Annotated in this window: 19 protein-coding genes and 1 riboswitch; of the genes, 9 read left to right on the top strand and 10 right to left on the bottom strand. The window is 35.9% G+C overall.

Translation table 11 applies throughout. The annotated features are described in order from the left end of the window. Positions 1 to 29: 29 nt before the first annotated feature. Positions 30 to 572, bottom strand: a complete 543-nt coding sequence (locus NCCP28_RS11085) for a cysteine hydrolase family protein (RefSeq protein ID WP_248561467.1) — start codon at positions 570 to 572, stop codon at positions 30 to 32. A 379-nt stretch (positions 573 to 951) separates the two neighbouring features. Between NCCP28_RS11085 and NCCP28_RS11080 the strand changes: the two genes are divergently transcribed. The 3 genes from NCCP28_RS11080 to yidC all read left to right on the top strand — a co-directional run bounded on the left by NCCP28_RS11080 (position 952) and on the right by yidC (position 2,466). After that, on the top strand, positions 952 to 1,200 hold the full coding sequence (locus tag NCCP28_RS11080; RefSeq protein WP_248561466.1) for a hypothetical protein: 249 nt from the start codon (positions 952 to 954) through the stop codon (positions 1,198 to 1,200). A gap of 146 nt (positions 1,201 to 1,346) precedes the next feature. Further along, positions 1,347 to 1,643: a hypothetical protein gene (locus tag NCCP28_RS11075; protein WP_248561465.1), complete on the top strand. Its 297-nt coding sequence runs from the start codon at positions 1,347 to 1,349 to the stop codon at positions 1,641 to 1,643. An 85-nt stretch (positions 1,644 to 1,728) separates the two neighbouring features. Then, positions 1,729 to 2,466: a membrane protein insertase YidC gene (gene yidC / locus NCCP28_RS11070; protein WP_248561779.1), complete on the top strand. Its 738-nt coding sequence runs from the start codon at positions 1,729 to 1,731 to the stop codon at positions 2,464 to 2,466. A 471-nt stretch (positions 2,467 to 2,937) separates the two neighbouring features. Here yidC and NCCP28_RS11065 read toward each other — a convergent pair whose 3' ends face one another. The 4 genes from NCCP28_RS11065 to NCCP28_RS11050 all read right to left on the bottom strand — a co-directional run bounded on the left by NCCP28_RS11065 (position 2,938) and on the right by NCCP28_RS11050 (position 4,361). Next, positions 2,938 to 3,141, bottom strand: coding sequence for a DUF6501 family protein (locus tag NCCP28_RS11065; protein ID WP_101178495.1), 204 nt, complete (start codon positions 3,139 to 3,141; stop codon positions 2,938 to 2,940). Between the two features lie 75 nt (positions 3,142 to 3,216). Further along, positions 3,217 to 3,417 (bottom strand): hypothetical protein, encoded by a 201-nt coding sequence (locus NCCP28_RS11060; protein ID WP_248561464.1) that lies wholly within the window; start codon positions 3,415 to 3,417, stop codon positions 3,217 to 3,219. Positions 3,418 to 3,548: 131 nt separating this feature from the next. Then, complete coding sequence (locus tag NCCP28_RS11055; RefSeq protein ID WP_248561463.1) at positions 3,549 to 3,947, bottom strand: gamma-glutamylcyclotransferase family protein; 399 nt, start codon at positions 3,945 to 3,947, stop codon at positions 3,549 to 3,551. A 12-nt stretch (positions 3,948 to 3,959) separates the two neighbouring features. Then, positions 3,960 to 4,361, bottom strand: a complete 402-nt coding sequence (locus NCCP28_RS11050; protein ID WP_248561462.1) for a secondary thiamine-phosphate synthase enzyme YjbQ — start codon at positions 4,359 to 4,361, stop codon at positions 3,960 to 3,962. A 200-nt stretch (positions 4,362 to 4,561) separates the two neighbouring features. Here NCCP28_RS11050 and sda point away from each other — a divergent pair, with 200 nt between their 5' ends. Continuing rightward, positions 4,562 to 4,681 (top strand): sporulation histidine kinase inhibitor Sda, encoded by a 120-nt coding sequence (gene sda / locus NCCP28_RS11045; protein WP_309296626.1) that lies wholly within the window; start codon positions 4,562 to 4,564, stop codon positions 4,679 to 4,681. Between the two features lie 148 nt (positions 4,682 to 4,829). Here the strand turns inward: sda and odhB are convergent, their stop codons facing one another. From odhB to NCCP28_RS23620, 5 genes are all read right to left on the bottom strand, one after another. After that, positions 4,830 to 6,077 carry a 2-oxoglutarate dehydrogenase complex dihydrolipoyllysine-residue succinyltransferase gene (gene odhB / locus NCCP28_RS11040; RefSeq protein ID WP_248561461.1) on the bottom strand — a complete coding sequence of 416 codons (1,248 nt, stop codon included), beginning with the start codon at positions 6,075 to 6,077 and terminating at the stop codon, positions 4,830 to 4,832. A 14-nt stretch (positions 6,078 to 6,091) separates the two neighbouring features. Then, positions 6,092 to 8,914, bottom strand: coding sequence for a 2-oxoglutarate dehydrogenase E1 component (locus NCCP28_RS11035; protein WP_248561460.1), 2,823 nt, complete (start codon positions 8,912 to 8,914; stop codon positions 6,092 to 6,094). Positions 8,915 to 9,399: 485 nt separating this feature from the next. Then, positions 9,400 to 10,791 (bottom strand): HAMP domain-containing sensor histidine kinase, encoded by a 1,392-nt coding sequence (locus NCCP28_RS11030; RefSeq protein WP_248561459.1) that lies wholly within the window; start codon positions 10,789 to 10,791, stop codon positions 9,400 to 9,402. Beyond that, positions 10,788 to 11,471: a response regulator transcription factor gene (locus NCCP28_RS11025; RefSeq protein ID WP_248561458.1), complete on the bottom strand. Its 684-nt coding sequence runs from the start codon at positions 11,469 to 11,471 to the stop codon at positions 10,788 to 10,790. The genes NCCP28_RS11030 and NCCP28_RS11025 overlap by 4 nt, the downstream gene beginning before the upstream one ends. Positions 11,472 to 11,554: 83 nt before the next feature. Then, positions 11,555 to 11,680: a hypothetical protein gene (locus NCCP28_RS23620; RefSeq protein WP_282579566.1), complete on the bottom strand. Its 126-nt coding sequence runs from the start codon at positions 11,678 to 11,680 to the stop codon at positions 11,555 to 11,557. A gap of 301 nt (positions 11,681 to 11,981) precedes the next feature. Between NCCP28_RS23620 and NCCP28_RS11020 the strand changes: the two genes are divergently transcribed. The 5 genes from NCCP28_RS11020 (at position 11,982) to metH (ending at position 20,355) form a co-directional block, all read left to right on the top strand. Further along, positions 11,982 to 12,164: an H-type small acid-soluble spore protein gene (locus NCCP28_RS11020; protein WP_248561457.1), complete on the top strand. Its 183-nt coding sequence runs from the start codon at positions 11,982 to 11,984 to the stop codon at positions 12,162 to 12,164. Between the two features lie 298 nt (positions 12,165 to 12,462). Next, positions 12,463 to 12,573: riboswitch (SAM riboswitch) on the top strand. Between the two features lie 184 nt (positions 12,574 to 12,757). Beyond that, entirely contained in the window at positions 12,758 to 13,867 is a 1,110-nt protein-coding gene (locus NCCP28_RS11015) for a methionine biosynthesis PLP-dependent protein (RefSeq protein ID WP_248561456.1), read from the top strand. Beyond that, the gene (metC, locus tag NCCP28_RS11010) at positions 13,864 to 15,033 is read left to right on the top strand and encodes a cystathionine beta-lyase (protein ID WP_375709390.1); all 1,170 of its coding nucleotides are present in this window, start codon (positions 13,864 to 13,866) and stop codon (positions 15,031 to 15,033) included. The genes NCCP28_RS11015 and metC overlap by 4 nt, the downstream gene beginning before the upstream one ends. 16 nt (positions 15,034 to 15,049) lie before the next feature. After that, on the top strand, positions 15,050 to 16,897 hold the full coding sequence (locus tag NCCP28_RS11005) for a bifunctional homocysteine S-methyltransferase/methylenetetrahydrofolate reductase (protein ID WP_248561455.1): 1,848 nt from the start codon (positions 15,050 to 15,052) through the stop codon (positions 16,895 to 16,897). Continuing rightward, positions 16,894 to 20,355 (top strand): methionine synthase, encoded by a 3,462-nt coding sequence (gene metH / locus NCCP28_RS11000; RefSeq protein ID WP_248561454.1) that lies wholly within the window; start codon positions 16,894 to 16,896, stop codon positions 20,353 to 20,355. The genes NCCP28_RS11005 and metH overlap by 4 nt, the downstream gene beginning before the upstream one ends. Positions 20,356 to 20,422: the final 67 nt, after the last annotated feature.

Genomic DNA, 20,422 nt, shown 5'->3' with positions numbered 1-20,422 from the left:
GTCCTCCATACTTTCTCTAAGAGCACTCTCTATTTTACAATAGTCGCTCCTAGTGTCTCTTTAAAATGCTGCAGTGCCCATTCATGACCAGATTGATTAAAGGATGCCACTGCATGTTCATATATATTTATTTTATATCCAAGATTATAAGCATCTACAGCAGTATGAAGCACACAAATATCTGTGCACACACCAACTAAGTATAAATCTGTAATGTTTCTTTCTTTTAGCTTTATATGTAAATCTGTGCCCGCAAATGCACTATATCTTGTTTTATCGATCCAATGTACATTCGGAAAATTTTGATGCTTCTCATACACTTGTTTTAATGAGCCATACAAATCTCTCCCAGATGTTCCCTTGATATTATGCGGCGGAAATAATTTTGTTTCTGGATGGAAAGGATCATCTGCCATATGCAAATCAATTGCAAAAACAGTATAGTCTCCCTTCTCTATAAATTCTTTTGTTATATGTACTAATTTATCTTCTATGTTGATCGCCGCTTCCCCACAAGGCAGATTGCCTTCCACAAAATCGAAAGTATAATCAATATTGAGCAATGCTTTCACTACATCCCCTCCTTTTTAGAACAAGCACTATAAATATGGAAATTATTATATCGAATTTCCTCATCTTTTGCCATTATTTCTTCTTTATCTCCGGTTAACAAACACGTTTTCTCCACCTAAGGAATTAGGGAAAGGTGGAAGGAATCCAAGTGGACAGAAACTTGCCCATATAAAACAGATTGATTCAGCCAACTGACGCTCAATAAAAGCTAAAAAACACCCACTGATTGAAGTTTTCCTTTTTTAGAGCCTCAATTTCTTATTTTAAAAAGGATATTAAACGTTTTCATAGTTTGATGAATACAATAATATATATCGAACCATTTACCTGTTTATCCTTATCATACACCTAATAAGGAATTTTTAAAGGAGGAATTTAATGAACATCAGAATTTATGCCGCCTTATTTTTTGCTGCTATTCTCTTTATTATGATGCCTCTTTATCTGTTTTTGGAAGACAAGGCAGCAAACAGCACAAGCAGCAGCCATCCCCTTATGATTTGCCTAAAAAAAGATTCAGCAAAGCCAATTTTTTTCACAAACAATCCTGAAGAATTTAAACCCATTATTGATCCTCGTTTACAGCGATATTGTCTACCCCTTGACGCTGAAAAAGAGAATAAATAAGCTTCATTCCACTAACAAACTTTTTGTAAAGCATTCATAAATTTTTCACAGTCTCTAGATTTAAGCCATTAAGGCCATTCTCTCCATTGCTTTCTATGTGTCTATTCGGTATAATTTTATTGTTGAATACTAATAGAGGTGTATAAATGGTCGATTTTTTAATAGATATGACAAACATCCCAAGCTATCAAACCATTTACATTACTATTCTAGTAAGTCTCATGGTGAAATACTTTTGGGTAACCAATATACAAACAACAGTAAATTATAACGAGGCATTAGAACAGCATATACATTTTCAAACATCCATTGCTACAATAAATCTTAATGTCCAGCAATATAATACACCAATATTACATTGGATTTGCAAAAATATTCGAAAACGAGTTAAAAGTGGGGTTGATGATCCGGAAAAGCCTAATTCATTCCTTTTTTGTTATTAAAATATGGAATGAAAATGGAGGAGTTTTTTTGAAAAGATCATCTAAACAATTACTTTTATTAATCGTGTTAGCTATTTCTACTATTATGTTATCTGCTTGCTCTTCATCCCCACAAGGGAATGGTAGCAATGGATTTTTCCACCATTATATAGTGGAGCCATTTGCCGCTTTAATACACGGAACTGCCGTCCTTTTTAACGGCAGCTATGGCCTTGCGATTATTTTAATTACATTAGTCATTCGTTTAATTTTAATGCCGCTAATGTTAAAACAATATAAAAAGCAGCAAATTATGAAAGAAAAAATGCAGATAATCAAACCCGAAATGGAAAAAATCCAAAAAAAATTAAAAGCAACAAAAGATCAAAAGGAACAGCAAAAACTGCAAGCTGAAATGATGGGCTTATATAAAACACATGGTGTCAATCCCCTGTCAATGGGTTGTTTGCCTATTATTATCCAAATGCCAATCTTAATGGGATTTTATTATGCTATAAGAGGCTCAAAGGAAATTGCTGCACACACTTTTCTTTGGTTTAATTTGGGGCATTCTGATTTAATATTGACTGCTATTGCAGGTGTTGTCTATTATCTGCAATTTAGAGTATCCCAACATTCCCTGCCGGAAGAACAGCAAAAGCAAATGCGTATAATGGGTTTAATATCTCCCATTATGATTGTAATGGTTTCATTAAATGCACCGGCTGCTTTGCCTCTTTATTGGACAGTCGGCGGTATCTTTTTAATATTGCAATCAATGCTCGGCAAAAAACTATATCCATCTAATGCGGATGCAAACACAAAATTGAAATCCGAAAAATAAACAAAAAAAACTGTTGAATTTTCAACAGTTTTTTTTGTTTATTTTTCCCTACCCCGTTGCCGGACGGCTTAAAAGATGCAATATAAAGCACTGCTTCTATGTACATATCTTTTTGCAATAAATGGAGAGCATCCATACTAAATGTTGAAAAAGAACCAATCAGGCCTGTTCCGAGCGCTGCACTTATCTCTTGCCGAATGTTCTGTTTCTTAAAAAAATAGTAAAAAAGCCTAAAAAGAAAGAACCCACTATTTAATGGCAAAAGTTTAAACACGATAGACAGAATGAATCAGACTAACTAAAAACCTTGCCATACTTCCTGAAATTCCCCTATTCCAATATAAAGATAAATCACGAACGTTTCCTCCTTTTTATTCATTTTAATTCTTTTTAGTGTTTTCCTAAACAGAAAAGATGCATTTTTCCATACAAAAAAGAGAAGAAACGTCTAGTTTCCTCCCTCACTCTACATTAAGCTTCTTTAAAATAATCTTTATAAAAACCGCCAACTTTTCCAGAGTTATCAATAATGAAATAAAACTCTTCAGTTTCGTTTTTAACTTCATATGTTTTCCCAACAGTCAGCACTCTATTAACAATATATTTATTTGCATCTGTATGTACACATGCCACTGTTTTTACTGTTTGTTTTTGCTCCCAAGTTTGATGTATCAATTTTTTTCGCTCCTTTCCTCATTATTACTACAATAGTATAAAGGGAATGGATGCAACCCGCAACCTACTTCTTTCTTAAGAAACTAATTTTCTCTCTTCCGCTAATGCAAGCTGAAGTTTATTTTGTTCAAATGTAAACCATTTTCCTGTAATCAATTGTTGAAAAGTAACATAGCAAACGCCATTAATCCAATCTAATCGTTTAAATTGCATATTTATATAATGATTATTTTCATAAGTGATTTCATACATATAATCTTCTGTTTGGATGTTCATCTTATGACCCTCTTTCTTTAGAAGATGTTCTCATATTATCTACCACTGTTTTGCAAAAGCGAAACATATTTCCTAAAATCACGTTATATCAATATATCAATTATCGATTTTTCTTCAGAAATTTCTTTTTGCTATTCCTTATCTTTTTTTCGCTTTCCCTCTACCAATGACCAATTTCCATAAACAATTTCTTCTTTCAGCATTTCTGTTTGGACACAAACATAAACATATGCCTTTAGACAGCTTGTCTTAGTAAATGCATCTATTTCTACTCTCTCATATAAATTATTGTCGCCATCAGGACAATAATCTTCGAATTCATCTAGTATACCCAAATCTTCGCTAGGTACTTGATAGATTTCTCCATATACTTTGCTTTTTTTGTCAAGGACTAAAAAGGGATAACCAACAAATCCATCATATAATTTTCCGTATATCCAAGCATCCATTGATAAACAAGAATAATTCTCCATCATATAATGATTTTTTTCCTGCTTTTTTAATGAACCATAAACAAATACATTCTCCATCTTCTACATCCTTTATGTATTGATTATTTTAATATAATAGTTTCGATTTCTCGGCCCATCAAATTCACAAAAATAAATTCCCTGCCATGTTCCTAAAAGCAATTTGCTATCTGCAATGAGAATTGTTTGCGAAGATCCTACCGTGCTAGCTTTCATATGTGCTGCTGTATTTCCTTCCATATGGCGGTCTTTCTCCATTTCCCATGGATACACTTCATCAAAACGTCTGAGCATATCTTTTACCACATCTGGATCGGCATTTTCATTGATTGTAATACCTGCAGTTGTATGGGGACAATAAACAATTGCCAGCCCTTCTTCTACTCTTTCCTTTGCGGCTGCTTCTGCTACTTTATCGGTTATCTCGATAAACATATCACGGCTTTTTGTTTTTAGCGATTCTTTATAGATCATATAAGTTTCTCCTCTCTTGCCATTCTTTTAGTATATTTCTTGCTTCACCTAAAAATCCCTCCCTGCTAAATAGATTTTTACATATTTTACATTTTCTTTACGTCTTCTTTTTTAGCTTTTAATAGAGAACCAAATAGAGTAAGATGTAGTTGTTAGAAAATTCAATCCATTTTATTTAGGAGGATAATAACGTGAAAATTATGAGCAATGAACAATTGATTTTCTCTTATCGTGATGCGTTAAAAGCCGGAAATGAAAAGGAATGGGTTTCTATTCTGAAAGACGAACTCGTTCGCCGCGGGATGAAAGTTGATAAATAGGGAGTATAAACAGACTGCACGTTTCTAAAAAGCCACAAATTTACTAGTGAAAAGCAACTTATCCAGACTGCTGCATTTACAGCGTCAAAACAAGAGGGGCTCATCTTAGTTGGTTTCACAACTTTAAGATAAGCCCCTTTTTCTATTTTTATGCTTCAAACAACAATGATTCTGGATCTTCTAACAGCGCCTTGATTCTTGCGAGGAATGTCACTGCCTCTTTCCCGTCAATAATGCGGTGGTCATAAGATAATGCCAAATACATCATCGGACGGTTTTCCATTGTTGTTTCATCGATTGCCACTGGACGAAGCTGAATTTTATGCATTCCTAAAATCCCGACTTGTGGACCATTTAAGATAGGAGTTGATAAAAGGGAACCAAATACCCCACCATTCGTTATTGTAAATGTGCCTCCTTGCAAGTCGCTTAATGCTAGTTTATTGTTTCTTGCCTTTACTGCAAATTCGCTAATATCACTTTCAATTTCAGCAAAGTTTTTCCGGTCCGCATCTCTTAATACTGGAACAACAAGACCTTCATCTGTAGATACAGCAATGCCAATATCATAGTATTTTTTTAAAAGAATTTGATCGCCTTGTATCTCCGCATTTAATAGGGGAGATTTTTTCAGACAAGCGACAACCGCTTTTGTAAAAAAGGACATAAAACCAAGTTTGATATCATTTTCTTTTTGAAATTGATCTTTTCTGCGACTTCTCAACTTCATAATATTTGTCATATCCACTTCATTAAAAGTCGTCAGCATCGCTGTATTTTGCTGTACATCCAATAATCTTGAAGCAATGGTTTGTCTTCTTCTTGACATTCTAATTCTTTCAACTGGTTTTTCGTCTTTCAATTCACTGATAATAGATGCTGTGCGTTGTTCTGGTTTTGGCGTTTGCACTTTTTTTGGTTCTTCTTGCTGCTCATATGCAACAACATCATGTGCTCGCACTCTCCCCAATGGATCTGTTGTTTGAATGCTGTTTAAATCAATGCCTTTTGTTCTGGCAATTTTTCTTGCAGCAGGTGAAGCAATAGGCGCTTGTTTATCTTGGACGTTTGCTTTACTCATTTCCGTTTTATGAATAGAAGTTTCTTCCACTTCTTGTTCTGGCTGTTTAACGGAAATATCTTTAGAGTCTGAAGCTTCCCCTCTGTCTGAAACAATCGCAATCGTTTCTCCAACAAGCACAGTATCGCCTTCTTGGGCTTTTAATTCTTGGACAATTCCGCTTTCTTCTGCAATAATTTCGACATTTACTTTATCTGTTTCTAACTCAACAATATATTCCCCTTTTTCTACATACTCTCCAGTCTTTTTCAACCATTGTGCGACAGTTCCTTCAGTAATAGATTCAGCAAGTTCTGGTACTTTAATTTCAGCCATTTTAAAATCCCCCTCTATGCGTTCCAAGATAATGCTTCTTTTATAATTCTTGCTTGGTCTTTACGGTGTACATTCGGATCTCCCTCTGCTGGAGAGGACCTTCTTCTTCTGCCAATATACAATAGAGATGCTGCATCAGGTAATATTTTTTTGATTCTCGGTTCCATAAAGCTCCAAGCACCCATATTCATCGGCTCTTCTTGCACCCATACAACTTCTTCTACATTGCTGTAGCGAAAGAGAATCTCTTTTAACTTATTCTCCGGAAATGGATAAATTTCCTCTACTCTTACAATATGCAATACATCTTGATTTTCGACATCTTTTAATGCTGTATGAAGATCAATTGCCATTTTTCCTGTTGCAAGAATAATTCGTTTCACTTTGTCTTTATTTTCGCCAAGACCGTTTTCCTCTAGAACAGATTGGAAAGACCCTTCGCTTAATTCTAAACCTGATGAGGCTACTTCTGGATTTCTAAGCAAGCTTTTTGGCGTCATAATAATTAAAGGCCTTACTTCCTCTTTATTTAAAATGGCTGCCTGACGTCTTAATATATGAAAATATTGAGCGGCAGATGATAGATTTGCAACTGTCCAGTTATTTTCAGCAGCAAGTATTAAAAATCTTTCCAGCCTTCCGCTAGAATGTTCTGGTCCTTGCCCTTCATATCCATGTGGAAGCAGCATAACAAGCCCTGATTTTTGTCCCCATTTTGCTCTGCCTGCTGCAATAAACTGATCAAAAATAACTTGGGCAGCATTGGCAAAATCCCCAAATTGCGCTTCCCATAACACTAATGTTTCTGGAGCAAATACATTATATCCATACTCAAAACCAAGTACACTACCCTCAGACAGTGGACTATTATGTACTGCAAAAGATGCTTTCACCTTCGAAAGTCGGTGCAGTGGTGAATAAGCTTCTCCTGTAGCATAATCATGAAGCATAATATTTCTTTGAGCGAACGTTCCACGTTCTGAATCCTGTCCAGATAAACGGATAGGTGTACCATCCTGAAGAATGCTGGCAAACGCTAATGTTTCTGCATGTCCCCAATCAATTTTTCCACTTCCTGAAAAAGCACCTTTTCTTCTTTGCAAAATTTTTGAAAGCTTTTCAAATACTTGGAATTTTTCTGGAACTTCCAGCAGAGCTTGATTCATTTCTTTTAGCTCTTCAAATGGAACTCCTGTTTTTATATTTGGCAGCTCTCTTTCTACAGAATTAGGCGGATTTGTAATAATCGGCTCTTCTTTTTTCTTTGGCACCAATTCATGTGCTGCTTTTAATCTTGCAAGGACAGCCTCTTTGATCTCCTTTACTTCTTCCTCTGTCACTAATCCTTCTTTTACTAATTTTTTTCCATAATATGCTGTAATAGTTGGATGACTTTGAATTTTTTTGTATAAAACTGGATTTGTTGTAAGTGGCTCATCCATTTCATTATGGCCAAATCTTCTGTATCCAACTAAATCAATTAAAAAATCCTTATGGAATGTTGCCCGATACTCCGCAGCAAGCAATGCTGCTTTATAGCATGCTTCAGGATCATCTGCATTCACATGGATAATGGGAATTTCAAATCCCTTTGCCAAATCGCTCGCATAACGAGTAGAGCGAGAATCTTCTGACTCTGTCGTAAATCCAATGGTATTATTTGCGATAATATGAATAGTCCCGCCAGTTCTGTATCCTTTTAATCCTGTTAAATTTAATGTTTCTGCAACAATTCCTTGTCCTGGGAAAGCTGCATCTCCATGGATTAAAATTGCTTGAGCTGTTTCTAAATTCTCAAGAGGGAATCCAGCACTTGTTCTAGTATCTTGTGATGCCCGCGTAAATCCTTCTACAACCGCTCCAACAAATTCTAAATGACTAGGGTTATTGGCAAGAGATAACCTTACCTTTTGTGTGCTTGTCTTTTTAATTTGTCTATCCGATCCCAGATGATATTTCACATCTCCTGTCCAGCCAAAGCTAATTCCAATAGAACCTTCTGACGGTACAAGCTTTTTATTTGGTGCATGCTGAAATTCAGAAAAAATCGCTTCATATGGTTTTTCCAGCACATGGGCCAATACATTTAATCTGCCTCTATGCGCCATGCCAATATTAATGCTTGTTGCACCATTTATAACAGATTGAGATATGATCTCATCTAAGAGAGGGACCATTGCTTCTAGTCCTTCAATGGAAAATCTCTTTTGCCCTACATATGTCTTATGTAAAAAATGTTCAAATTCTTCTACTTCTATCAGTCTGTTTAATAGTTTTGTCTTTAACTCTTTGCGGCATTCCGGCTGAAGACTTCCTGATTCCACTTTTTGCTGAAGCCAATTTTTTTCTTTGATATCATTAACATGATAAAATTCAAAGGCTATTGTTTTCATATAAATTTTTTTTAAATATTTGACAGCTTCATAGCCATTTTGGATATGTTTTGGAACATCTGGACAAATTAATGCTGCAGGAATACTTTCTAAATCTGCTTTTGTCAATTGAAACCGTGATAAATCAAAAAGATCGTCTTCTCTTTCATGGTCTTTTAATGGATAGATATCTGCTGCTAAATGTCCATATCCTCTTATTTTGTTTACTAGTGTGACAGCAGCAATAATTTTTTCAACTTGCACTTGATTAACAGGAATATTTGACTTATAGGGCTCCTCTTGTGAATCCAAGGGTGATCCCCATTGCTCAAAATGGTTTCTCATTTCTTCATCGACTGAGTTTGGATCTTCTAAATACTGCTCATACAACTCCATTGCAAGCCCAAGGTTTGGTCCGTAAAATTTCGGTTGACATGCAGCAACGCCATCATATGGTTTTCCCATAACAAAAAACCTCCACCTATTAGATTCCCTTTTGTATTCCCTAAATTATACTTTTTTACACTATTGATTAAGTAATACTAGTAAATAAAACGTTTACATTTATATTTTAACACGGTTATTTACCGACTACAAAAGTTTTACACTTAATAATGGTAAAAATATTGTTTTTTTTGGAAAAGATGAAAAAAATTTCTTCAACAAAGGATAAACCTCTCTAAAATACTATGCTTCTAATAGAAAATGAATGAACATAAATAAAAAATAAAAAATTTTTTTTCATGCCTATGTTCATATTCTGTAAAAATAGCCAATACTTTTCCAAATGTTAATCATAACTGCTGCAAATTTCATTTTTAAAAGAGAGGTTTTTCATTAGAAACAAATTTTGCTTAAACAAAATTTATGTAAAAAACGGGGCTATGCTCTAAAAGTCATTAAAAATGACTTTTAGAGCATAACCCCTATAAAACATCTTGGTTGAACGCTTAAACTGGGAACTTGACAATTACCTTTGTCCCAATTCCTTCCTTGCTTTCAATGCTAATTTCACCTTTATACAAATCAACTATTTTTTTTGCAATAGAAAGCCCTAGTCCTGTTCCTCCTTGTTCCCTTGTTCTTGCTTTATCAACACGATAAAAACGGTAAAACACATTTTGGAGGTCTTCTTTTGGAATTCCTATACCCTTGTCTGCAATCTGCAAAATAAACTGGCTGGCTGTGTGGGCTGTTGTAATAGATATTTCCTTTTTTGCGCCAGAATATTTAATCGCATTATCAATTAAAATGTTAAGAATTTGCTGAAAATGCTCTTCTGTTACGCCATAAAGTTTGCTAGACTGAATATTTTGCTCAAAACGAAATTCTTTATGAAGCATATGGAAATCTCTAACTGTATGCTGAATTAGTTCTTTCACTTTTTCAGGAGAAACAGGATTCCCATTTCTATGCTGATCCAATTTCGTTAAATTTAGTAGAGAAAGCACTAGTTTTTTCAATTTGGCTGTTTCCTCTACTGATGCTTGAAGCGATTCTTCTAATATGTCGGGATTTCTTTTTCCCCAGCGATTTAATAATGATAGATGTCCTTCTAAAATCGAAATTGGTGTTCTCAATTCATGAGAAGCATCTTCAACAAATTGTTTTTGCTGATGAAAAGACTGCTCAATTACATCCATCATCTCATTAAATATTGTTGAAAGCTCCGCAATTTCATCTTTATTGTTATAAACTGGCATTCTTTCTTTAAAACCGGCACTTTTTATTTTATTCATTGTATTTGTAAGCATTTTTATCGGCTTTAATGCTTGCCAGGACAAAATATATCCAATAGCAACACTAATAAGAATCGTCACAACAGCAAATAAAATCATTGCAAAAGCTAAATGTTTCATTAATTGATGATAAGAATCCAACTGCCGAATAATTTCGACTTTTCCAGAAAAACCACTGCTTTTAAACGTTTGACTATAAACTAATGATTGGTGATTTCCTACGGTTAAATAGCTGACTTCCTTGTTTTTGAGCACTTTATTCGGTTCCAAAACTGGAAAATCTCCATTTAAATGGGAGACAATAACTTTTCCTTTTTGATCGGAAATTCGAATCAACTGATTATCTGTATTAATTTTTTTGATAAAAGGCAAACTTGCTTGAATTTCCTTTTCCGTAACTGAATTCGAACTGCTTTCTAAACTTTGCAAAACTTCCTTCATTGTCTGTTTGACTGCTGTTTCTTCCTGTTTTAAGAGCCAAGTGGAAACAGTATGATATTCAAAAAAAGTAAATATCGAAAAAGTAAAAAAAATGCTGGCAGCAAGCCACACCGCCAGTTTCCATTTCCATGGCAGAAGAGCTAGTTTCTTCCAAATCCTCATCTCATCACATACCCTATCCCACGTACTGTTTCAATATATACATTACTTCCAGAAGGATCCAATTTATTGCGCAAGTACCTTACATATACATCAATTACATTTGTTTCCACTTCTGATTCATATCCCCAAATCTTATTAAGCAAAACCTCTCTTGTCAATACAATGTTTATATTGCTCATAAACATACTTAATAAATCATACTCCCGTTTCGTTAGTCCGAGAATTTCCTCTCCTTTTTTTACGATGTGGGATTCTACTTCCAATGTTAAATCTTTATAAGTAAGCACTGTCATTTTTTGGGATCCAGGCGCCTCAATAGCATCCATTCTCCTAAACAATGCCCGGAGCCTTGCTAAAAGTTCCTCGATTGCAAATGGTTTTATTAAATAATCATCTGCACCGCTGTCTAATCCTGATACCCGATCTAACACACTGTCTCTTGCTGTAATCATTAAAACAGGTGTATGTTTGACTTGGCGAATTCTGCGGCATACTTCCATTCCATTTAACTCAGGCAGCATAAGATCAAGCAAAATAACATCCCAATTTTCTGTCAATGCTTTATTCAGACCACTTCTGCCATCTGAACAAACTTCTGTTGCATACCCTTCATAAGTTAATTCTAATTCTATAAATCTGGCTAAGTTTTTTTCATCCTCAATAATTAAGATCTTTTTCATAATCACACTCACCAATTAAATTTTACATAAAAATTAGATGGCTTATTACAACCATCTAATCTTTAAAAAACGAAAACAGCAGCTTACGCTTTTTTATTAAAGTATGCTTCTATTATAGCATGTGTAAACTCCACAAGTTGAAAACCTAATAAAGAAATTGCTGTAATGGAAAAAAAACTAATAACGGCATATCGTAAAAACATCATCATACTTTTAACATCTCCCTTTGTCTATTCTTAAAAAATGTCTCCCTTATTACGTATACCCCTTTAAAAATGTATTGGAGATGGCTAAACTACCTTCATTATCACAGTAGAGGCAGTGTTAATAGTAAAAATAAATTACCTTACTTACATATAACCTACACCCCTAAGGAGAAAGTTACATGAAAAAAATATTAAATTTTGATGAGAGATAAAAAAAGAGGATAAAATAATAAAAATTCACCAATCATAAAAAAGGGTATACACCTTTTATAATTAGCGTCTTTAGACAGATAGGAGAAATACTATGAATATAGGCAGAGCAATAGAAATTATGCAGGCAGGAGATATAATTGATGTAAGTTATCAAGGGGAAAGCGTGATCATTCAAACTGTTGATGAAAAAGAAAAAACAGCAAGAATCTATACAAAAACAAATCCAGACAAAGAAATCGAGGTAGAAGTATACCATTTGATTGAAGAACAATAAGGTTAAAGCCATTTACCTTCTTTATATTCACTTCACACTATCAATAAACAATTAGCAGACGCCGAAATTCAGCATAAAGATTGCTGTTTCGGCAGGTTTATTAAAAAAATTCCAGGTTCTTCTACCTATACACTAAAATGCTTAGCAAATATGCATTGTTAATAACTCCCCCGCCTTTTTCTCCCCCCATTGTTATTTGCAATTATGTAAAATAATGATAAAAATGCCATTTAAATTAAAAAATATATTGCTATTCTTCTAAATTTATAGTAAATTTAGATAAAATTACATAAATGATTTCTTATCCAGAGAGGTTGAGGGAATGGCCCGAAGACACCTCAGCAACCTTCAGTTGTCCTAAACTGAAAAGGTGCTAAGTCCATCAAGTTATTAACTTGAGAGATAAGGAGAATGACCTATACAATATCCAGTCTTCTTCTTACTTTTAAGAAGAAGACTTTTTTATGCAAACAATTTAACATCCATTATTTAGAAAGATTTGCATATCTTTTCCTTTCTATTAGGAATTATTATTGTAATTACCAAAATAAAAAATAATAACAGCATAAGAAATATCGAAGGAGTGTTTTTATATGTATGGTTTAGAAACAAGATTAGCACAAATTGGAAATAGAAGCGAAAATGCAACAGGAACGGTAAATCCTCCTGTTTACTTTTCAACAGCGTACCGTCATACAGGAATTGGCGAATCAACAGGCTATGATTATACCCGCACTGGAAATCCGACAAGAGAAGTGCTCGAAAAAGCAATTGCTGACTTAGAAGAAGGAGATCGCGGGTATGCTTGCAGTTCGGGAATGGCAGCAATTCAAACGATTCTTTCTCTTTTCCAATCAGGCGATGAGTGGATTATCTCCAAAGATTTATATGGAGGAACTTATCGACTTCTAGAACAAGGCTTTAAAAAATGGGGTCTTCGATGTCACTATGTCAATACATCTAATATAGAAGAAATTGCTGAAAAGGTTAATGAAAATACAAAAGCCATCTTCCTTGAAACACCAACAAACCCATTAATGGAAGTAACAGATATTGAAGCAGTTAGCAAAGTGGCAAAGGCAAACAATGTATTGCTGATTGTTGATAATACTTTCTACACGCCAATTATTCAACAACCACTTACACTTGGAGCTGATATTGTCATCCATAGTGCTACAAAATATTTAGGCGGACATAATGATGTCCTTGCAGGGGCAATTGTCGCAAAAGGAGAAGATCTTTGCAATGAACTTGCAATGCACCACAATGCAATAGGAGCTGTCCTTAGTCCTTTTGATTCATGGCTATTAATGAGAGGCATGAAAACATTGGCTCTAAGAATCGCAAAACATGAGGAAAATGCCAAAGCGCTTGCAGCTTATTTAGAAGAACATGAAAGTGTTACAGATGTTTTTTATCCCGGCAGAGGCGGCATGATTTCTTTCCGCATTTATGATGAATCATGGGTAAATCCATTTTTGCAAAACTTAACCCTTATTTCTTTTGCCGAAAGCTTAGGAGGAGTAGAAAGTTTCATCACTTACCCTGCTACACAAACACATGCCGATATTCCAGAAAAGGTGCGTATTGAAACAGGCGTCTGCAACCGATTATTGCGCTTTTCAGTCGGAATTGAAAATGTAGAAGATTTAATTAAAGATTTGGATAAAGCTTTCGCCATTGCTAAGGGGGTAAGATCATGAGCGACCACTATACTTTTGAAACAAAACTTTTGCATAACAAACATAAATATGATCCAGAAACAGGTGCAGTTAGCGTGCCCATCCAACATGCATCCACCTACCATCAAAAAAATATCGACTCATTTGGCAAATATGACTACAGTAGAAGCTTAAATCCCACAAGAGAAGCGGTGGAAGAAGTAATTGCTGACCTCGAAGACGGAACAAAAGGATTTGCTTTTGCATCAGGAATGGCGGCGATCTCCACTGCCTTCCTTCTTCTTTCACAGGGAGATCATGTTGTTATTACCGAAGATGTTTATGGTGGTACATACCGTATGGTAACAACAGTTTTGAATCGATTTGGAATTGAACATACTTTTGTTGATATGACAGATTTAGAGGCAGTCGAAGAAGCTATTCGGCCAAATACAAAAGTATTATATGTAGAAACGCCATCAAATCCTACTTTAAAAGTGACGGATATTAAAGCAGTTAGTGCCTTAGCAAAAAAACATCATGCATGGACATTTGTCGACAATACCTTTTTAACACCTGCTTTGCAAAAGCCCCTTAATTTGGGTGCAGATGTTGTTTTGCATAGTGCAACAAAGTTTTTGTCAGGACATAGTGATGTTGTTGCGGGTCTTGCGGTTGTCAAGGACGCTAAATTAGCAGAACAGTTAGGATATTTGCAAAATTCTTTCGGTGCTGTTCTTGGAGTGCAAGATTGTTGGCTTTTACTTCGAGGCATAAAAACACTTCATGTCCGCATGAAACATTCTAGCGAGTCAGCTTTTATAATTGCAAACTATTTAAACAATCACCCGCAGATTAAAAAAGTTTATTATCCAGGATTCGAGGATCATCCTCAATTTAACATTCAAAAGGAACAAGCATCATCGCCTGGTGCAGTCTTTTCCTTTGAACTTCATAATGAAGAAGCAATGCGCACATTCGTTTCTAATGTAGAGCTGCCTGTATTTGCGGTAAGTTTAGGCGCAGTTGAATCGATTCTTTCTTATCCTGCTAAAATGTCCCATGCAGCAATGGGTCCTATCGCAAGGCAAGAACGAGGAATAACAGATGCTCTCCTTCGTTTATCAGTCGGGTTAGAAAATCCTGAAGACTTGATTAAAGATTTTGATCAAGCACTAAAGAAAACTGCAGAGCTGCAAATCATTTAAAACTTGAGGTGTCCACATGTCCTTTTTAACAAAAATGAAAGACCAAATATTAATAGCTGATGGAGCAATAGGCACTCTGCTCTACTCCTACGGCAAGGATAGCTGTTTGGAAGAACTAAACCTTTCACACAGCAGCCAAATTGAAAACATCCATCGCGCCTATATCCATGCAGGCGCCGATTTAATTCAAACAAATACGTATGCGGCAAACTATTTAAAATTGCAAAGATACGGATTAGAAGATTCAGTCAAAGAAATAAATAGCGCAGCAGTTCGTATCGCCAAACAAGCAGCCAAAGATAGCGACACCTATATTTTAGGAACAATTGGCGGCAATAGAGGAATTAAACCGCAAGCAATTTCCCTAGAAGAAATAAAAAGAAGCTTCCGTGAACAACTATATTGCCTCCTTTTAGAAGGTGTAGACGGAATTCTGCTAGAAACATTTTATGATCTCGAAGAATTAAAGACCGTTCTTGCTATTGCAAAAAAAGAAACAAATATCCCAATTATCGCCCAAGTTTCTGCACATGAAATTGGCTATCTGCAAAATCGAATTCCAATTGTGGAAGCTTTCAAAGAACTAGAACAAATTGGCGCTGATGTGGTCGGACTAAACTGCCGACTTGGTCCCCATCATATGATCGCCTCCTTAAAAGATGTGCCACTACTTAAAAATGCCTATTTATCTGCCTATCCAAACGCAAGCTTGCCTAGCTATAATGATGGTGTTTTTGAATATAAAGATAATGCAGAATACTTTAGGCAATCAGCCGTTGAATTCCGCAGCCAAGGTGTCCGCCTTTTAGGCGGATGCTGTGGGACAACACCAGAGCATATTAAAAACTTTGCAGAAAGCTTACATGGCTGCAAACCTATAGCAGAAAAAACAATTGCCGCAAAACAAAAAGACAAGATAACCGTTGCTAAAAAACAAACAAGAGACAAAGAACCTTTAGAACACATCGCAAAAGAACGACCTTCTGTCATTGTTGAACTCGATCCCCCAAGAAAATTAGACACAAAACGTTTTTTTGAAGGGGCCCAAAAATTAAAAGAAACTGGGATTGATGCCATTACACTTGCAGACAACAGCCTTGCTTCTCCTAGAATATGCAACTCTGCTCTTGGTTCTATGACAAAAAATCAAATCGGCATTCGTCCATTAATTCACATTGCTTGCCGCGACCGTAATATGATCGGTTTGCAATCCCACTTAATGGGTCTTCATACATTAGGATTAAACGATATATTGGCAATTACAGGCGACCCTGCAAGAGTCGGCGATTTTCCTGGAGCCTCCTCTGTTTACGATATGACAAGCTTGGATTTAATATCGATGATTAAGCAATTAAATGAGGGATTATCTCTGTCAGGAAAAGATTTAGGAGAAAAGACCAATTTTTCCGTTGCAGCTGCTTTTAATCCAAATGTTCGCCAAGTAGATAAAGCGGTAAAAAGACTAGAAAAGAAAATTGAGGCTGGAGCTGACTATTTTATTACACAACCCGTTTATTCAGCAGAAAAAATAATCGAATTATATGAAGCAACCAAACATATTGAAGCGCCGATTTATATTGGGCTGATGCCTTTGACTAGCAGCAACAACGCTGAATTCCTTCATAATGAAGTCCCTGGCATCAAAATTGCCGATTCCATTCGTAATACAATGGCACAATATAAAGATAATCCGGTTCAAGCGGCACAAGAAGGAATTAAGATTACCAAATCTCTTATCGATGTTGCTTCCCAATATTTTAATGGGATCTATCTAATCACACCCTTTTTGCGATACGAACTCTCTGTTGAACTTGCATTATATACGCATGAAATAACTGCCCCTTTAAGGAGGATTACTACATGATCAAAATATCAACATTAAAGGATAAACTAAACGAACGAATCCTAATCATGGATGGTGCTATGGGAACGATGCTGCAGCAGGAAAATCTTACAGCAGATGATTTTGGCGGAGAAGATTTGGAAGGCTGTAATGAGAATTTAAACTTTACTCGACCTGATGTTATTTCAAAAATCCATGAAGCTTATCTTGAAGCTGGCGCAGATATTATTGAGACAAACACATTTGGTTCAACAAGCATTGTTCTAGATGAATATAATCTTGCACATGTTGCTTATGAAAATAATGTTACAGCTGCAAAGTTAGCAAAAGCAGCTGCAGAAAAATTTTCAACAGCCGATTGGCCAAGATATGTAGCTGGCGCTATGGGCCCGACTACAAAAACATTAAGTGTAACAGGCGGCACAACATTCGATGAACTTATTTCTTCCTATGAAGAACAAGCGCGTGGTTTAATAAATGGCGGCGTGGATCTTCTACTGTTGGAAACAAGCCAAGATATGCTGAATGTAAAAGCTGGATTTATTGGCATCAAACAAGCTTTTGAAAAAACAGGCCTTGAACTGCCATTAATGATTTCTGGCACAATTGAACCAATGGGCACCACTTTAGCGGGACAATCCATTGAGGCATTTTATATCTCAATTGAGCATATGAACCCAATTGCTATCGGTCTAAATTGTGCAACAGGACCGGAGTTTATGCAAGATCATATCCGCTCCCTTTCTGACCTGTCGCAATTTGCAGTAAGCTGCTATCCAAATGCAGGTTTGCCGGATGAGGAAGGTCAATATCATGAAACTCCCCTCTCCCTTGCAGAAAAACTTGCTGGGTTTGCAAAAGAAGGATGGCTGAATGTTGTCGGCGGCTGCTGCGGTACAACGCCTGAGCATATTAAAGCAATTGCAGATAAAATGAAGGATCTTCAGCCCAGACAAGCAAAAAATCATAATACCCATATGGTATCAGGGATTGAACCATTTATTTATGATGATCCAACTCTACGTCCTATTATGGTCGGCGAAAGAACAAATGTTATCGGATCCCGCAAATTTAAACGATTAATCAGCGAGGGAAAATATGAAGAAGCATCAGAAGTCGCCAGAGCCCAAGTAAAAGGCGGAGCACATGTTATCGATATTTGTTTAGCAGACCCTGATCGCGATGAAATAGAAGATATGCAAAAATTTATGGAAGAGGTCGGCAAAAAAATCAAAGTGCCTCTTGTAATCGACTCAACGGATGAAAAAGTAATTGAAAAAGCTCTTTCTTACTCTCAAGGCAAAGTAATTATCAATAGCATTAACTTAGAAGATGGAGAAGAAAGATTTGAGGCTATTCTTCCAATTGTCCATAGATACGGGGCAGCTGTTGTCGTTGGAACCATCGATGAAGAAGGAATGGGTGTTACCGCTAGGAAGAAGCTGGAAATCGCCAAAAGATCCTATGAACTACTAACAAAAAAATATAAGCTAAATGGACAAGATATTATTTTTGATCCACTTGTCTTCCCTGTCGGAACAGGTGATGAACAATATATTGGTTCTGCAAAAGCTACTGTTGACGGCATTCGATTAATTAAAGAAGCATGTCCAGACGTGCAAACCATTTTAGGCATAAGTAATGTTTCCTTTGGTCTTCCCCCTGTTGGCCGTGAAGTGCTTAATAGTGTATTCTTATACCACTGTACACAAGCTGGATTAGATTATGCAATTGTTAATACAGAAAAGTTGGAGAGATTTGCTTCCATTTCTAAAGAAGAAGTAGCCCTAGCTGAAAAACTATTGTTTGAAACAACTGATGAATCACTTGCTACATTTACAAACTTTTATCGAGGCATGAAAAAAGAACAAAAAAGCACATTGCCTGATATGACATTGGACGAAAGATTAGCCTATTATGTTGTGGAAGGAACAAAAGAAGGCCTGCATAAAGATTTAGATCAAGCATTAATCAACTATAGTGCTCCACTTGATATTATTAATGGGCCATTAATGGATGGCATGAAAGAAGTTGGCCGCCTATTTAATGACAACCAGCTGATTGTGGCAGAAGTTTTGCAAAGTGCAGAAGTCATGAAAGCAGCTGTTTCCCACTTAGAACCACATATGGAAAAAAACGAAACAAGCGCAACAAAAGGAAAAATTATTTTGGCAACCGTTAAAGGGGATGTCCATGATATCGGCAAAAACTTAGTGGATATTATTTTAAGCAACAACGGTTATGAAGTCATTGATTTAGGCATTAAAGTACCTCCTTCTGAACTTGTTGCCGCCGTTAAAAAGGAAAAACCTGATATGGTTGGTCTTTCTGGTCTTTTAGTAAAATCTGCACAACAGATGGTATTAACAGCTTCGGATATGAAACAAGCTGGAATTGATATCCCTATTCTAGTTGGCGGTGCTGCTCTTTCGAGGAAATTTACTGACACAAAAATTTCTCAAGAATACGATGGTTTAGTGCTTTATGCAAAAGATGCCATGAATGGTCTTTCGATTGCCAATCAACTGGCAAATCCAGAAGAAACACTACAACTGAAAAAAGAACAAGAAGAAAAAAGAGCAAAACTTGCAGCCGCTGCTTCGAATGTAGCAGTTAAACCTGCAAAAGCTCCTGTAAAAATAACAAAAACGGTGAATCAAGATGTTCCTGTTTTTGTACCACAGGATACAAAACGACATATACTAACAAACTATTCTATTTCGCATATTAAACCATATGTAAATAAACAAATGCTTTTAGGCCATCATTTAGGAGTAAAAGGAAAAATTGAAAAATTACTTGCCGCAAATGATGAAAAAACAGTAAAAATTAATGAAATAGTGGAAAATCTGCTTGTAGAATCAGAAAAAAAGAACTGGATTAAACCACAAGGCATTTATCAGTTTTTCCCTGCACAATCAGATGGCAATAAAGTACTGATTTATCATCCGGACAATAAACAAGAAGTGATTCAAGTTTTTGATTTTCCAAGACAAGAAAAAGCACCTTTTTTATGTCTTGCCGATTACGTAAAATCTATCGACAGCGGCATCATGGATTATGTAGCTTTTTTTGCAGTAACGTCTGGAAACAGCATAAGAGAAGCTTCAGAATCGTTAAAGAAAGCTGGGAAATTCCTAGAATCCCATGCCCTTCAATCACTTGCACTTGAGCTCGCAGAAGGATTCGCAGAATTGATCCATCGTCAAATAAGAGATCGCTGGGGTTTCCCCGATCCAATTGATTTTACAATGAAAGACCGCTTTTCTGCCAAATATCAAGGTCAGCGATACTCTTTCGGCTATCCTGCTTGTCCTGAATTGGAAGATCAAAAAAAATTATTTGAATTAATTGCTCCAGCAAATATCGGCATTAACTTAACAGAAGAATGCATGATGGAGCCAGAAGCATCTGTATCGGCCATGGTTTTTGCTCATCCTGATGCAAGATACTTTAATGTATTAACAAGTTCTCTATAATGATAAAGGAACAAATTCTCCTATTTCGGCTTGAGAATTTGTTCCTTTTTTTGCTGTTGCTTAGGAA

It is taken from the genome of Niallia sp. NCCP-28, assembly GCF_023168165.1.
Classification (GTDB): Bacteria; Bacillota; Bacilli; order Bacillales; family Cytobacillaceae; genus Niallia.
The sequence above is the reverse complement of the archived record's forward strand: the minus strand, read 5'-3'. Positions and strand labels throughout refer to the sequence as shown.